The following is a 15,993-nucleotide window of genomic DNA, read 5'->3' on the forward strand; positions in this document are numbered from 1 at the left end:
CGGCGCCTCAGTTCAACAAGCGCTCGGGATTCGCGTCGAGCTTCGCGAGCGCCTCGCGCGTGGCGCGCACCGTCAGCGTTTCTTCCTCGGCCGGCGTCAGCAGCCCGGCCTGCAGATAGGACGCGAGCCGCCCGGCCTGGATCAGGAAGCTGCGCCCGTCGGCCGAGGCGAACAGGTGCAGCTGCTTGCGATCGCTGCGCCAGACGAACTGGACCTGGCTCACGCGGTCGTTGTGGTCGAGCATGAACCAGGTGCCCACCTGCAGCTCGTTGGCCCAGGCCAGCATGTCCTCGTTCGCGCGCGCGCCCGGCGTGTCGGCCACCACCTCGATGGCGCTCGCGTCCACGCCCAGCAGCAGCTCGATGTTGGTGGCATCGAGCGGCAGCTCGGCATCGCCGCCGCTGTCGCTCACGAAGTCCTCGAGGTGCGCGAGCCGCTCGGCCATGGCCTCGATCTTGGCCTGCGGAATGGCCTCGGTCTTGAGCATGAAGGCATCGGAGAGCGTCGCGCCGATGGTCTTGATGTAGGCCTCCTGCGGCTCGTCGACGATGCCCAGCAGCGCCATGCCCTGGCGCAGCCGCTGCAGCAGTTGCGGCAGGTCCTGGATCACGCGCGCGCGGTCGGTGCGGCTGGGCTTGGCGCTCGCGGCCCACACCAGTTCCGACGCCGCGCGCTTGAGCGTCACGGTCTGCTCGTCCTGGCCGCCGTAGCGCAGCGCGGCGATCGCCAGCACCTCGGCCCAGACCTTGAACAGGAATTCGCGGATCTCGTCGCGCACCGGCATGTCGTTGAGCATCTTGCGCAACTCGATGGTGTACTGGATCGCCATCGTCTCCTTCTGCTCGACCTGCTGCGCCACGCTCATCACGCGCTGCGCGGTGTCGCTCTGCGTGAGGTAGCGGTTGAGGAAGGCGACGAATTCGTCGAACACCAGCTTGAAGACGCGCTGCCCGGTCTCGGGGTACTGCTCGATCACTTGCACCACGCGCTTGATCTCGTTCTCGAGCGCGCTGCCCGAGATCGCGGCCGCGTCGAAGCCCATCACGCACGAGCCCATGCGGTCGATCAGCATGCGCGCGGGATGCTGCAAGGTGCCGAAGAACTCGGGCTCGGCGATGGCCACGCGCAGCACCGGCATCTGCAGCCGCGCGAACCACACGCGCGCCGAGAACGGAATGCGCTCCTCGGCCAGGATGGCCTGGAACATCAGCGCGACGATCTCGACCGTGGCCTTGTCGGCGGTGGTCGGCGCGCGCTTCTTGAGCTCGGTGCTGCGGCGGCGCAGGTCCGCGCTCTGCTGGATCAGCGTGGCCTGCTCGCCCGGCGCCTCGAGGTACTGGGTGGCGGCCGCGCGATAGGCGGCCTCGGCATCGGCGATGGCGCCCGCGAAGGTGCGCGAGAAGGGCCGCGGCGCGCCGAAGTCGGCGCCGCCCGCGCTGCCGCGGCCGTCGACGCCGATCGACGAGGCCGGCTGCGTGCTGTGGCCCGTGTCGCCGCCGATGCGGCCGGTGACGAAGCGCTTGAGGTTCAGCAGCGCGGTCTGCGCGCGCTGGCGCGCCGTGGCGAGCGGCGAACCGCCCGAGGGCACGCCGCCGCCGCGCTGGAACGCGCCGGGCACGGAGGCCGTCGCCGGCACCGTGCCGCCCGGCGCCGCGGGGCCGCCGGCTTGCCAAACACCCGATGCACCCGATGCGGCCGTTGCGGCCGATGCGGCCGATGCTCCAGGCGCGCCCGGCCCGGTCGCGCCGCCCGATGCCGCCGTAGCGCCGCCGGTGCGCCGCACGAAGCTCTTGAGGTCGATCTCGGGCATCACGCCGTTGGCGACCAGGTGGGCGTTGGCGTCCTCGTAGGCCTTGGCGATCACGTCGACCAGCTGCGCCTGCACCGTGTCCTGCACGCGGGTCCAGAGCTGGCGGCTCAGGCCGGCGGCCAGCCATTGCTCGACCAGCAGCTTGGCCAGGGTCTCGGGCTTGAGCACGTCCTTGCCGTCGAGCTCGCTCGTGCCCTCGAGGTGCTGGATGCGCAGCCGCAGGTCGCTGAGCTCGAAGCTCGCGCGGTCGTGGATCCTCTGCGCCAGGCGCGAGGACAGGATGTTGCTTTCCACCACCTCGTCGCCGATCAGCTCGAGCCGCAGCATCTGCGTGTGCGAGGTCGAGCTGTGGAAGCCGCTGGCGCCGCTCTCGCCGAGCGCCTTGCGCCAGCCGGTCTGCGCGAGCGACACCCATTGCGAGGCATGGCCCTGGAAGGCCACGAAATCGTCGCGGTTCTCCTGCATGGCGCGCGCGCTGCCGACCTCGGAAGCCAGCTGGGTCAGGCGGTCGCGGATGGCGCGGGCCAGCGGAACGATGGCGCCTTCCGTCGCCAGCACGAAACGCTCACGCGTCTCGCGAGCGAGCTGCAGGGACGAGGCTGATCGCGCGATGCTCATTGAGGAAGATCAGGGGGCAGGTACCGGTTTCACCCGACAGACGCGAGCTTGCATCGGGAAGCGCATCCGCACAAGGGTGCGCGCCCGGTCGCGTTGCATGGGCGCCTCGCGGCGAGGGACGGGCCCGACTTTACCTTGCCCAGCGCACGCCGCAGCGGCGCCGCTTCAGACCACCGCGCCGGCGTTCGGATCGTCCGGATCGCCGTCGCGCTTGACCGGGCCCTTGATCAGGTCCTCGCGCTTGATGCCGAGCCACATCGCGATGGCGGCCGCCACGAAGCACGACGAATAGATGCCGAAGCAGATGCCGATGGTGAGCGCCAGCGCGAAGTAGTGCAGCGTCGGACCGCCGAAGAAGAACATCGAGAGCACCACGAGCTGCGTGGAGCCGTGGGTGATGATGGTCCGGCTGATGGTCGAGGTGATCGCGTTGTCGATGATCTCGGTGGTGGTCATCTTCCGGTAGCGCCGGAAGTTCTCGCGGATCCGGTCGAAGATCACGACCGATTCGTTCACCGAGTAGCCCAGCACCGCCAGCACCGCCGCCAGCACCGCGAGCGAGAACTCCCACTGGAAGAAGGCGAAGAAGCCCAGGATGATCACCACGTCGTGCAGGTTGGCCAGCACGGTGGCGAGCGCGAACTTCCATTCGAAGCGGAACGCCAGGTAGATCATGATCCCGACCACCACCATGCCCAGTGCCTTCAGGCCGTTGGTGGTGAGCTCCTCGCCCACCTGCGGGCCGACGAACTCGATGCCGCGCTGCGTGGCGGAAGGGTCGATGGCCTTGAGCGCGGCCATCACCGGCACGCTCTGCTGTTCGGCGCTCATGCCCTGGCGCGCCGGCAGGCGGATCTGCACGTCGCGCGAGCTGCCGTAGTTCTGCACCAGCACTTCCTGGTAGCCGAGCTTGCTCACGGCGTCGCGGATCTTGCCGACGTCGGCGGGCTGCGAATAGGCCACCTCCATCACGGTGCCGCCGGTGAACTCGACCGACAGGTGCAGGCCGCGGTGCATCAGGAAGAACACCGCCAGCGCGAAGGTCGCGAAGGAGATGATGTTCAGCACCAGGGCATGGCGCATGAACGGGATGGTGCGGTGGATGCGGAAGAACTCCATGGCCTTCTTTCCTTACTTGGCTTGGGCCACGGACGTGCCGTCGGCGCTATCGGTCTTGGGGCGCCAGACGGTGCCGATCGACACGCTCTTGAGCTTCTTCTTGCCGCCGTACCAGAAGTTCACGATGCCGCGCGAGAAGAACACGGCCGAGAACATCGAGGTCACGATGCCCAGGCAGTGCACCACCGCGAAGCCGCGCACCGGGCCGGAGCCGAAGGCCAGCAGCGCGATGCCCGCGATCAGCGTGGTCACGTTGGAGTCGAGGATGGTGCCCCAGGCGCGGTCGTAGCCGGCATGGATCGCCGCCTGCGGCGAGGCGCCGTTGCGCAGCTCCTCGCGCACGCGCTCGTTGATCAGCACGTTGGAGTCGATCGCCACGCCGATCGCGAGCGCCATGGCCGCGATGCCGGGCAGCGTGAGCGTGGCCTGGATCATCGACAGCAGCGCCACCAGCAGCAGCAGGTTGACCGCCAGCGCGATCGACGAGAACAGGCCGAACAGCGCGTAGTACACGCACATGAAGACCATGATCGCCAGGAAGCCGTACATCACGGACTTGATGCCCTTGTCGATGTTGTCGGCGCCCAGCGTCGGGCCGATGGTGCGTTCCTGGATGATCTCCATCGGCGCGGCCAGCGAGCCGGCGCGCAGCAGCAGCGCGAGGTCGTTGGCCTCGGTCACGCTCATCGAGCCCGAGACCTGGAAGCGGTTGCCCAGCTCGCCGTTGATCGAGGGAGCCGTGAGCACTTCGCCCTTGCCCTTCTCGAAGATCATCATCGCCATGCGCTTCTTGTAGTTCTCGCGGCTGACGTCGCGCATGATGTTGCCGCCCTTGGCATCCATCGTCAGGTCGACCTTGGGCTGGTTGCTCTGCTGGTCGAAGCCGGGCTGCGCGTCGGTGAGGTTCTCGCCGGTGACCAGCACCTGCTTCTTGACGATCACCGGGCGGCCCGAGCGATCGAAGAACTTCTCGGAGCCGAAGGGCACCGGTCCGCCGCTGAGCTCGGCCGCGCGGCCTTCGGACGATTCGTCGACCAGGCGCATCTCGAGGGTCGCGGTGCGGCCGAGGATTTCCTTGGCCTTGGCGGTGTCCTGCACGCCCGGCAGCTGCACGACGATGCGGTCGATGCCCTGCTGCTGGATCACCGGCTCGGCCACGCCGAGTTCGTTGATCCGGTTGTGCAGCGTGGTGATGTTCTGCTTGAGCGCGGCGTCCTGCAGGCGGCGCGCGGCCTCGGGCTTGATGGTGGCGACGAGGCGCCAGTTGCTGCCGTCCGGACCGTCGGTGGTCGTGAGGTCGGGGAACTGGTCCTGGATCAGCTGCCTGGCCTTTTCCAGCGCCGCGGCGTCGCGGAAGCTCACCTCGACGGCCTGGCCGTTGCGGCTCACCTGGGTGCCGCGGATGTCCTTCGAGCGGAAGTTGGTGCGCAGGTCGCTCGCGAAGGACTCGGCCTTCTTGTCGATGGCGCCCTTCATGTCGACCTGCAGGAGGAAGTCGACGCCGCCGCGCAGGTCGAGCCCCAGGTACATCGGGAAGGCGTGCAGCGCGGTGAGCCACTTGGGCGAGCGCGACACCAGGTTCAGCGCCACCGTGTAGGGCGGGTCGGCGGCGTCGGGCACCAGCGCGTGCTGGATCAGGTCGCGCGCCTTGAGCTGCTCGTCGGGGCTGCCGAAGCGCGCGCGCAGCGAACCGCCGTCGAGCGTGATCAGATCGGGCACGAGGCTGCCCGCCTTCAGGGCCTCCTCGACGCGGGTCTGGGTGGCGGCGTCGACCTTGACGGTCGACTTGGCCGACGAGACCTGCACCGCAGGTGCCTCGCCGAAGAAATTGGGCAGGGCATAGATCAGCCCCACGAGCAGCACGATCACGATGATCGCGTACTTCCAGACCGGGTAACGGTTCATGAGATCGCGCTTTTCAGAGACGGCGGGAACGGGACACGGCGTGACTTGAGGTCCGCGGCAACGAAGCGCAAGACCGGGCCACGCTTTTCTTTCTTATTTGACGGCGCCCTTGGGCAGCACCTGCACCACCGCGCTGCGCTGCACCTTGATCTCGACGCCGTTGGCGATCTCGAGGCCCAGGTACTGGTCGCCGACCGAGGTGATCTTGCCGAGCACGCCGCCGGCGGTGGCGACTTCGTCGCCCTTGACCAGCGCCTCGATCATGGCGCGGGCTTCCTTCTGGCGCTTCATCTGCGGGCGGATCATGACGAAATACAGCACCACGAACATGAGCACCAGGGGGAGCATGCTGCCCAGCGAGGACATCATGTCGCCACCTCCGGCAGCGGGAGCGGCGGTCTGGGCGAAAGCGGTAGAAATGAACAAGGAAGTCTCCAACAGAGGGAAGAGGTAAGGGCGCCGGCGCGAGCCGGGCTCGGGGTCTGGCGGCACCCGGGCCTTCAAGGGGCCAAGGGCCGACGGGCACGGGCCCCAAATCGAAGCTCGGCGGGCTGGGCCGCGCACAGCACCGGGCATTGTATTCGTGGCGACGCGCCGCCCCACGCGCTTATCCGGCGCGAGGCGGTGGGCATTCGAAGGGGGAGAGGCGCTCCTGGATTGCTATGCTTTGAATAGCATCGATCCTAAGCCGTGCCTGTGACAGCACGGTTTCGGCGCCAGGCCCGCGGGCCCGGCGCCGGCGCGGCCGGGCGCGCGCTCAGGCCGCGGCGCGTTCGGCGCGGGGCTGGCGCCACTTGGCCAGCAGCTCGTTCCAGCGGATGCGCGCGGCGTCGAGGTTGCGCTCCTTCACGTGGCCGTAGCCGCGGATCTGCTCGGGCAGCGTGGCGATCTCGAGTGCCAGCGCATGATTGTCGGCGCGCAGCGCGCCGATCACCTCGTCGATGCTCGCGCGGTACTCGCCGATCAGCGCGCGCTCGGTCTTGCGTTCCTCGGTGCGGCCGAAGACGTCGAAGGCGGTGCCGCGCAGGCCCTTGAGCTTGGCCAGCAGCCTGAAGCCCGTCAGCATCGAGGGGCCGAACTTCTGCTTGAGCAATTGGCCCTTGGCGTTCTTCTTCGCGATCAGCGGCGGCGCGAGGTGGTAGTTGAGCTTGAAGTCGCCCTCGAACATGCCCTCGATGCGCTCGAGGAAGGCGCGGTCGGTGTGCAGCCGCGCGACCTCGTACTCGTCCTTGTAGGCCATGAGCTTGAACAGGTAGCGCGCGACCGCCTCCGTCAGCGAGCTCTTGCCGGTCAGGCTGGTCTCGGCCTGCTGCACCTTGGCGACGAAGCGGCGGTACTCGTCGGCATAGGCCGCGTTCTGGTAGCCGGTCAGGAACTCGACGCGGCGCGCCACCAGGCTGTCGACGCTCTCGCGCTTCTTGAACTCGATCACCTGGCCGGGGCGCACGCGCTTTTGCAGCTCGTCGGGCCGCACGGCGGCCTGGCGGCCCCATTCGAAGGCGGCCTTGTTGTTCTCGATCGCCACGGCGTTGAGCTCGATCGCGCGCATCAGCGACTCGTGCGCCAGCGGGATCCAGCCCTTCTGCCAGGCGTAGCCCAGGATCATCGGGTTGACGTAGATGGTGTCGCCCATGAGCGCGGTCGCGGCCGCGTCGGCATCGAAGGCGCCCACGCCATCGGCGCCCACGGCGCGCGCGATCTCGGCGGCACAGGCGTCCTCGGGGTTCTGCCAGTTGGCATTGCGCACGAAGGCCGCCGTGGGCGTGCTGTGCGTGTTGAGCGCCACGTGGGTGCGGCCCTCGCGCATGCGCGCCATGGTCTCGCCGTTCACCGACACGAGCGGGTCGCAGGCCAGGATCAGGTCGGCCGCCGCCGTGCCCACGCGGGTGGTGCGGATGTCGCCCTGGGTGTCGCCGATCAGCACGTGGCTCCAGGTGGCGCCGCCCTTTTGCGCCAGCCCGGCCGCGTCCTGCGTGACGATGCCCTTGGCCTCGATGTGCGCGGCCATGCCCAGCAGCTGGCCGATGGTGATCACGCCGGTGCCGCCGACGCCGGCCACCACCACGCCCCAGACCTTGCCGCCGGCCAGCGACGGGATCGCGGGCTCGGGCAGCAGGCCGAACTCGGCCGGCGTGGCCGCCTTGTTCTTCGCCTTCTTCTTGAGCTGGCCGCCCTCGACGCTGACGAAGCTCGGGCAGAAGCCCTTGAGGCAGCTCATGTCCTTGTTGCAGGTGCTCTGGTTGATCGCGCGCTTGCGGCCGAACTCGGTCTCCAGCGGCTCCACGCTCAGGCAGTTGCTCTGCACGCCGCAGTCGCCGCAGCCCTCGCAGACCAGTTCGTTGATGACCACGCGCTTGGCCGGATCGACGGCCGTGCCCCGCTTGCGGCGGCGGCGCTTTTCGGTGGCGCAGGTCTGGTCGTAAATGATGGCCGTGGTGCCGGGCATCGCGCGGAACTCGCGCTGGATCTCGTCGAGCAGGTCGCGGTGCTTGACCTGCACGTGGTCGCCCGGGATGCTGACGCCCTCGTACTTCTCGGGCTCGTCGGTCACGATCACGACCTTCTTGGCGCCCTCGGCATGCAGGCTCTCGGCGATCTGCAGCACCGAGTGGCCCTCGGGGCGCTCGCCCACGGTCTGGCCGCCGGTCATCGCGACCGCGTCGTTGTAGAGGATCTTGTAGGTGATGTTCACGCCGGCCGCGATGCTCTGGCGGATCGCCAGCAGGCCGCTGTGGAAGTAGGTGCCGTCGCCGAGGTTGGCGAAGATGTGCTGGTCGGTCGTGAACGGCTGCTGGCCCACCCACGGCACGCCCTCGCCGCCCATCTGCGTGAAGCCGATGGTGGAGCGGTCCATCCAGGTCGCCATGAAGTGGCAGCCGATGCCGCCCATGGCACGCGAGCCCTCGGGCACCACGGTGCTGGTGTTGTGCGGGCAGCCCGAGCAGAACCAGGGCTGGCGCGCGTCCTTCACGCCCTCGGCCTGGATCACCTGCATCGAGCGTTCCTTGGCCTCGAGGATCGCGAGCTGCGCGTCGATGCGCGCCGCCATGTCGGAGCCGGCGGGCAGCACGCCCGTCTTCTTGAGGCGCCCGGCGATCGCCTTGGCGATCAGCGCCGGGTTCAGGTCGGCGTTGGCGCGCAGCAGCGTGTGGGCGGTCGGGTTGGGCATCGACCATTCGCCGCCCGAGTAGCCCTCGGCCGCGTGCACCTCGCCCTCGTCGAACTTGCCGACCACGTTGGGTCGCACGTCGGAGCGCCAGTTGTAGAGCTCTTCCTTGAGCTGGTATTCGATGACCTGGCGCTTCTCCTCGACCACCAGGATCTCCTGCAGGCCGGTGGCGAACTCGCGCGTGAGCTGCGCCTCGAGCGGCCACACCACGCCCACCTTGTGCAGGCGGATGCCGAGCTGGCGGCAGGCCGCGTCGTCCAGGCCCAGGTCGATCAGGGCCTGGCGGGTGTCGTTGTAGGCCTTGCCGCTGGCCATGATGCCGAAGCGGTCGTTCGGGCCCTCGATCACGTTGTGGTTGAGGCGGTTGGCGCGGATGTAGGCCAGCGCGGCATACCACTTGTAGTGCATGAGCCGGGCTTCCTGCTCCAGCGCATGGTCGGGCCAGCGGATGTGCAGGCCGCCGGGCGGCATCTCGAAATCGGTCGGGATCACGATGTCGACGCGCTCGGGGTCGATCATGGCCGTGGCGCTCGACTCGACGATCTCCTGGATCGTCTTCATGCCCGACCACACGCCCGAGAAGCGGCTCAGCGCGAAGGCGTGGATGCCCAGGTCGAGGATTTCCTGCACGTTGGCCGGGAAGAACACCGGCGTGCCGCAGGCCTTGAAGATGTGGTCGCTCTGGTGCGCCGCGGTCGAGCTCTTGGAGATGTGGTCGTCGCCGGCCACCGCGATCACGCCGCCCCAGGCGGTGGTGCCCGCCATGTTGGCGTGCTTGAAGACGTCGGAGCAGCGGTCCACGCCCGGGCCCTTGCCGTACCAGATGCCGAAGACGCCGTCGAACTTGTTGGTGCCCTGCGGCGAGAAGCCCAGCTGCTGCGTGCCCCACAGCGCGGTGGCCGCGAGCTCCTCGTTCACGCCGGGCTGGAAGACGATGTTCTGTTCCTTGAGGAACTTGCTGGCCTTCCACAGCGCCTGGTCGTAGCCGCCGAGCGGCGAGCCGCGGTAGCCGCTGATGAAGCCGGCGGTGTTCTTGCCGACCTGCTTGTCGCGCAGGCGCTGCAGCATCGGCAGCTTGACCAGGGCCTGGACCCCGCTCATGAATGCGCGCCCGTAGTCGAGGCTGTATTTGTCGTCGAGCGTGACGGTTTCGAGCGCGCGGCGGATGTGCTCGGGCAGCGGGGCGTTCATACGGTACTCCCTTCGCAAACATGCTCGCCGCCAAATCCAGTGCGTCCGGCTACGCCGTCCGCGCCGTACTTGTGCCTTCGGCGCAACCCGCGTTGCGGGTTGTCGTCGAGCGTGACGGTTTCTAGCGCGCGGCGGATGTGCTCGGGCAGCGGGGCATTCATGTCTGTCGTCTCCGTGGTGGCAGGGCCTTGTGGGCCTGGCTGATAGGTGCGGGTCTGTGCCCGGTCGGGCGCGAGCCCATGATCACGCAAAGTGTATGCCGGGGTCCGCGACAGGTGTTTGCTTTCCATGCCCCCAAAAAGCCACTTCCAGAAAGAAGATTGCTTAACATCGGGCCTTATGGAAAGCATTGACAAGTTCGACCTTGCCATCCTGCAAGAACTGCAGACCGATGGCCGCCTTACCAACGCCGAGCTTGCGCAGCGCGTGGGCCTGTCGGCCGCGCCCTGCTGGCGCCGCGTGCGTGCGCTGGAAGAGGCCGGCTTCATCAAGGGCTACCGCGCCGAGATCGACCGGCACAAGATCGGGCTGGGCGTGCTCGCTTTCGTGCGCGTCGACACCGAGCGCGTCACCAACGAAGCGACCCGCAAGCTCGAGGACGCCATCCGCAAGATGCCCGAGGTCGTCGCCTGCCACTACATCAGCGGCACCGGCACCTTCGAGCTGCAGGTGGTGGCGCGCGACCTCGACGGTTTCTCCGCCTTCGCGCGGCAGCACCTGATGAACCTGCCGAACGTGAAGGACCTGCACACCAGCTTCTCGCTCGGCGAGGTGAAGGCGAGCAGCGCGCTGCCGCTGGGGCACCTGGCGAAGTAGCGGCGGCCATGACATTTCTCCGCCCTGCGGCGCTTTTGTGAGCGCTCGCTTGCGGGGATGACCATTGTTTGCAGTGCCAACGCGAAGGCGCTTGCACACTGCGCGACCTCGTTTCCCTGGAGGTCACGCCGATGTCGAATCTGCCGCGCACGCTGTCGGTCCTTGGACCGGCGCTTCCCCTCGTCGATGGACAGCCCGCGCTGCGGGCCGTGCGGCTGTCGGGCCGCGAGGGGCTCAATGCGCTGTTTTGTTATGAGCTGCTGCTCGAGTCGCCCGATGACGCGGACCTCGATCTCGATGCCTTCATCGGCCGCGAGATCCATTGCCGCATCGCGCTCGACGACGGGATGGACGGCATGCGCGAGATCAACGCGCTCGTCACCGAGGCCGCCTTTCTGGGCGAGGCGGGCCGCCACGCGCAGTACCTGCTGACATTGCGGCCCTGGCTGCACTTGGCCGCGCTGCGCACCGACTGCAGGATCTTCCAGGACCTGACGGTCGTCCAGATCCTCGAGGCCCTGCTCGCGCGCTATCCCTTCCCCGTCTGCTGGCGCCTGGCCGAGCACTATCCGCCGCGCGACTATCAGACCCAGTTCAACGAGAGCGACTTCGCTTTCTTCGAGCGGCTGTGCCAGGAGTGGGGCATCGGCTATTACTTCGAGCATGCGGACGGGGCGCACCGGCTGGTGCTTGGCGATGGGACGGGGGCTTTTCACCCCGCCGCCGGGCGCTACCGCACCCTGGACTTCCACCCGCCGGGCTGGAAGCTCGATGCGGAGTACGTTCACAGCTTCGTGCCCGTGCGCCGGATCGCCAGCGGGCGGTATGCGAGTCGGGAGTACGACTACATGCGGCCGCGGGCCGACCTCTCCGTCAGCCAGGGTGGCGATTCACAGGCCGAGGTCTACAGCTGGCATGACTCGGTGGGCGGCAGCCACTGGGCGCAGCCGAGGGCCGGGCGCGGGGGATTCGAGGAGGCGGCGAACGATCCGTTCGCCGAGGGGCGCCAGCTGGCGCTGCTTCGTCTGCAAGCCCTGCGCGCCGAAGCCGTTCGCGCAATTGGCAGCGGCCCGATCCGAGGCCTGGCTCCGGGCACCACCTTCCGTCTCCACGGCCACCCACGCCAGGAAATCGAAACCACCGAATACCTCGCGCTCGACACCCGCTTCCTGATCGAGGAGGTCGGCGCCGACAGCAACCGCCGCGAACACTGGCGCGTGAATCTCGACTTCACCGCCCACCCGCTGGCCGAACCGCTGCGCCCCGCGCTCGTGCGTCCCAAGCCCATGGCCGTCGGCCCGCAGGTGGCAAGAGTCGTCGGACCCGCGGGCCAGAACCTCTGGACCGATGCCCTGGGCCGCATCAAGGTGCAGTTCCCCTGGGACCGCGAGGGCGCGCACGACGCCCACAGCAGCTGCTGGCTGCGCGTGAGCGCGCCGTGGGCCGGCAACCAGCTCGGCGGCGTCTGGCTGCCGCGCATCGGCCAGGAAGTGATCGTGAGCTTCATCGGCGGCGATGCCGACCTGCCGATCTGCACGGGGCGGGTGCACGACCGGGACAACCTGCCGCCGTGGGCGCTGCCGGGTCAAGCCGCGCTCAGCGGCTTCAGGAGCCGCGAGCTGACCGAGGGCGGCGGCAATGCCGCGGCGGGGCGCAGCAACCATCTGGTGCTCGACGACACGCCCGACCGGATCCAGGCGCAGCTCAAGAGCGACCACCAGTGCAGCGTGCTGAGCCTGGGGCGCTTCGCGCGCATCGAGGACCATGCGGGGCGCAAGGAGGAGCGCGGCGAGGGCTTCGAGTTGCGCACCGACGGGCACGGGGTGCTGCGGGCAGCGCGCGGGATGCTGATCACCACCGAAGCCCGGCCGAACGCGGCGAACCATGCGCTGGACATGGGCGAGACCTCGGTGCGGCTGGCCGAAGCGCAGGAACAGCACGACATGCTCGCGGAAGCCGCCCGGCTGCACCGCGCGCAGGACGCCGGCACCGACCAGGACGAAGTGCAGCAGGCGCTCGCGAAGCAGAACGCAGCCATCGTCGGCACGGGCGCCCCTTTCCCCGAACTGGAAGCGCCGCACCTGGTGCTCGCGAGCCCCGCCGGCATCGCGGCTTCCACGTCGGGCCCGTTGCACCTGCACGCCAGGACCCACGCGGCCTTCACGAGCCGCGGCCATCTCGGTTTCAGCAGCGCCAGACGCTGGCTCGCCAGCGCCGCCGAGGGCATCCGCGCCTTCACGCAGCGGCACGGCATCCGCTTCGTCGCCGCCGAAGGCCCGATCGACGTCGAGGCCCATGCCGACGACCTGGTGCTGCTCGCGCACAAGGACGTGCGGATCCGGAGCATCGACGGCGAGCTCCACATCAGCGCCCGCAAGAAGGTCGTGATCATCGGCGGCGGCAGCTACACCGAATGGAGCGCGCAGGGGATCGTGCATGGCACGGCCGGCACCTGGCAGGAACATGCGGCGCTGCATGCACAGGTGGGGCCGATGCAGAGGCCGCCCAGTTTCCCGACGTTCGCGCGAGGCCGCTTTCACGGCAAAGACTCCGGGTCGTCTCACCGCTTTTCCCCGTCGGCTTGAGTCTCGAAAACACTCATGCTGATCAGCCCCCCGTTCCTGCCCGAATCGCTTGCCGATAACGAGGCTTTCGTCGCCGCGGCCATGCCGGATGGCGCGGACATCGCCCCCGGTTCCGGCGGTGCGCCACTGGGCTCATACCCGTTGACGACCGCGCTGACCTGGCACAACGGCTTGCACCTGCGCGCGCCCCGAGACGCCCAGAATCGCGCCGCGCCTGTCCGTGCCATCGCCGATGGCACTGTCATCTTCAAGCGCGAGCCGCGCACTTCGAACGCGACAGCCGGCGATCCGCAGAACTACAACCCCTACGGACTGGAGCCGGCCTGGACCGACAACGGCATCCTCATCCTGCGCCACAGCACCGAGATCGGAGCAACCGCCGATGTGCCCACGCGCCTGACCTACTACAGCGTCTACATGCACTTGTGCGGCATCGCTGCCACCGTGACGGAAGGAGGCTCCGTCTGGCGCAAGGATCCCATCGGTATTGCCGGGCGAATCCTGGGCCGCGAGGATCACCTTCATTTCGAGATCTGCCTCAGCCCAACTCACCTGCGCACGCTGTTGGGCAGCGCACGCGAATGCATCTGGACCGACCCATCGCGAGCGCCAACTGCCGATGGCCGCATCGACAGCGTGTTCGGAAGCATCCATATCTACCTGCCGGCTGGAACGCCGACCCGGAGCAGCTTCCCCGCCTCGCACCTGAGAGAAGGCAATGCTTCCAGAGGCGGCTCGAGCGCAGCCACGGATCACTTTCCTCCGGACACCTTGCGCACGGCTCAATGGGTGGAGATCCTTCACCAGAGAGGCAACACCACATACCGAAGCTATCTCGCGAGTGGCCCCCATGCCGGAGAGCCCATCGGCAGCGCCCACATCGCCCAAGGTTTCGAATACGACCTGTACACCGAAGCCTGTGCGCGGCATGACAGCCTCGGGGCGGCGGTTCGCGTCGGCAGCAGTCCGAGCGGGTGGTACGAGCTTCTGCGCTTCGGACGCAATCTGGGGCCTGACGCGCTGCCCGCCCATGCGGCGAACTGGCAGAAGATTCCCACGGCGGACGGCACGGTCTGGGTCGATCTCAATGCCGCGGGCACCTTCAAGTTCAGCGATGCGGACTTTCCTGGATACCGCGGCTGGCAATGTTTCGACGACGACACGAGCGAGGACAACCAGCGGTGCGACTCGTCGCATCTGAAAAGCCTGCTGCGCGACCCCTCGATACCCGAGCGCATCCGCGAGCGCGAGGCGCTTGCGCGCCGACTGGGCCAGCACGACATCCGCGAAAAGCTCTCTCGTGCCATCTGCAGGTTTCCGACCGAATGGGATCGGCGAACCATCGCCAAGCGCTACGAGTGGCTCAAAGTGGACGAGGAGTTTCGGGTGGAAAGCGGCAAGGAGTGGGACGAATTCAAAGCGCATGCCGAAGCCATCAGCTTCGACGATCTGCCCACCGAATATGTCGATGCGGTCTGGCACTTCCATCCACGCGCCTTCATCTCGCACATGCGCAAATGTGGATGGCTCAGCCGCGGGGAGATGGTTCAGTGCATCCCCCGGGTTTCCCCCGCAGGGGGCATTCCTCTCGCCACGGCCCGAACACGGGTCGACACGTGGTGCGTGGCGATCAACGCCATGGCCAGGAAGTTCGGTCTGGACAGCCCGCTGCGGATGACGCACCTTCTGGCCCAGGTCTGGGCCGAAACAGGCTACCTGCGCCTGACGCGCGAAGCAGGCGCGGACCACGCGCGCTACGCACCCTACATCGGCCGAGGCCTCATCCAGATCACCTGGAAGGACAAGTACGACGCCTATGCCGATTTCGCGAAGCTGGGCACGCCCCCCGCCAACTCGTTCAATCTGGAATTGATCGCCACCGATCCTTACCACGCCGGAAACTCATCGGGCTTCTACTGGGTCTCCAAGACCTACCTGGAGCCGAGAAAGACATCGAGCATCAATCTTTCGCGCATCGCCGATACCGGCTGGTCGACAAACTCCATCGGAAAGCTGTGCCTGTGGATCAATGGCGGAGGGAATCACTACGACCATCGGCATGTCCACGCGATCTTCATCGCGCGCGTGCTCGACGATATCGGCCACGCCCGGAGCACGGCCACGGAAACGGTCACGTTCCCGAAGATGGAGTTCGACAGGGAAAGCAGCGTCGTGAACGGTCGCTCCACCCGCAGGGTCGTCGGCACGCAGACATCGAACGACTCGATGACCATCTCGGTCAACTTCACTCCGCAAAGATGACTCACCACCACCTCCTCGCCTTGAGCGGGCTTCTTTTCTGCCACGCAGCCCTCGCAGGCGCCGCGGATGAATGTTTTCCCTCGCTCCCGGGAAGAGAAGACATCCCGTTCGACGCTCCCGGCGAGGTGAAGATCACCAGACTCCGAATCTCCGCGCAGCAGGAACTGGCCTACCTCGCCACCGAATACATCGGCGCCAAGAATCTGCAGGCAACGCTCTACCTGAAGCGTCCTGGCGGTTACTGCTTCTCCGGCGACCTGGGCGCCTTGACGAATTTCCGGGTGGACCGTTCGACCGCTTCGCACGGGCGCTACGGAATCGTCGTCCTGTCGGGTTCCGGCGACTCTCGCTTTTCGCGGCGATTCAGCTACAGAAAGCCATCGCAAAAGTACGAACTCGACGCTTGCCGTGTCGGAACGGAAGGTGGTCGTTGGAGAGCCTGCACCGCCTCCGAACAGTAGAGGAGCCGCTCACCCCAGGCGCCACCAGCCTAAAATCCTCGCCCACCCCAACCCCGC

General features: G+C 67.7%; 10 protein-coding genes. 4 read left to right on the top strand and 6 right to left on the bottom strand.

Features of this window, described 5'->3' with window-relative positions:
* Positions 1-7: 7 nt before the first annotated feature.
* The 6 genes from INQ48_30210 to INQ48_30235 form a co-directional block, all read right to left on the bottom strand.
* Positions 8-2,428, bottom strand: coding sequence for a DUF1631 domain-containing protein (locus INQ48_30210; protein ID QRF57509.1), 2,421 nt, complete (start codon positions 2,426-2,428; stop codon positions 8-10).
* 165 nt (positions 2,429-2,593) lie between these two features.
* On the bottom strand, positions 2,594-3,547 hold the full coding sequence (gene secF / locus INQ48_30215) for a protein translocase subunit SecF (protein QRF57510.1): 954 nt from the start codon (positions 3,545-3,547) through the stop codon (positions 2,594-2,596).
* A 12-nt stretch (positions 3,548-3,559) separates the two neighbouring features.
* Positions 3,560-5,452, bottom strand: coding sequence for a protein translocase subunit SecD (gene secD / locus INQ48_30220; GenBank protein ID QRF57511.1), 1,893 nt, complete (start codon positions 5,450-5,452; stop codon positions 3,560-3,562).
* 93 nt (positions 5,453-5,545) lie between these two features.
* Positions 5,546-5,878, bottom strand: coding sequence for a preprotein translocase subunit YajC (gene yajC, locus INQ48_30225; GenBank protein QRF57512.1), 333 nt, complete (start codon positions 5,876-5,878; stop codon positions 5,546-5,548).
* A gap of 331 nt (positions 5,879-6,209) precedes the next feature.
* Positions 6,210-9,812 (bottom strand): indolepyruvate ferredoxin oxidoreductase family protein, encoded by a 3,603-nt coding sequence (locus INQ48_30230; protein QRF57513.1) that lies wholly within the window; start codon positions 9,810-9,812, stop codon positions 6,210-6,212.
* Complete coding sequence (locus INQ48_30235) at positions 9,809-9,973, bottom strand: hypothetical protein (GenBank protein ID QRF57514.1); 165 nt, start codon at positions 9,971-9,973, stop codon at positions 9,809-9,811. Before INQ48_30235 ends, INQ48_30230 begins: the two co-directional genes overlap by 4 nt.
* Before the next feature lie 178 nt (positions 9,974-10,151).
* Here INQ48_30235 and INQ48_30240 point away from each other — a divergent pair, with 178 nt between their 5' ends.
* The 4 genes from INQ48_30240 to INQ48_30255 all read left to right on the top strand — a co-directional run bounded on the left by INQ48_30240 (position 10,152) and on the right by INQ48_30255 (position 15,936).
* Positions 10,152-10,628, top strand: coding sequence for an Lrp/AsnC family transcriptional regulator (locus INQ48_30240; GenBank protein QRF57515.1), 477 nt, complete (start codon positions 10,152-10,154; stop codon positions 10,626-10,628).
* A gap of 131 nt (positions 10,629-10,759) precedes the next feature.
* Positions 10,760-13,213 (top strand): type VI secretion system tip protein VgrG, encoded by a 2,454-nt coding sequence (gene tssI, locus INQ48_30245; protein QRF57516.1) that lies wholly within the window; start codon positions 10,760-10,762, stop codon positions 13,211-13,213.
* A 15-nt stretch (positions 13,214-13,228) separates the two neighbouring features.
* On the top strand, positions 13,229-15,475 hold the full coding sequence (locus INQ48_30250; GenBank protein ID QRF57517.1) for a M23 family metallopeptidase: 2,247 nt from the start codon (positions 13,229-13,231) through the stop codon (positions 15,473-15,475).
* A complete protein-coding gene (locus tag INQ48_30255; GenBank protein ID QRF57518.1) occupies positions 15,472-15,936 on the top strand; it encodes a hypothetical protein in 465 nt (154 codons plus the stop codon). The genes INQ48_30250 and INQ48_30255 overlap by 4 nt, the downstream gene beginning before the upstream one ends.
* Positions 15,937-15,993 lie beyond the last annotated feature (57 nt).

Origin of the sequence: Variovorax paradoxus, from assembly GCA_016806145.1 — a bacterium.
Taxonomy (GTDB): Bacteria; Pseudomonadota; Gammaproteobacteria; order Burkholderiales; family Burkholderiaceae_C; genus Variovorax.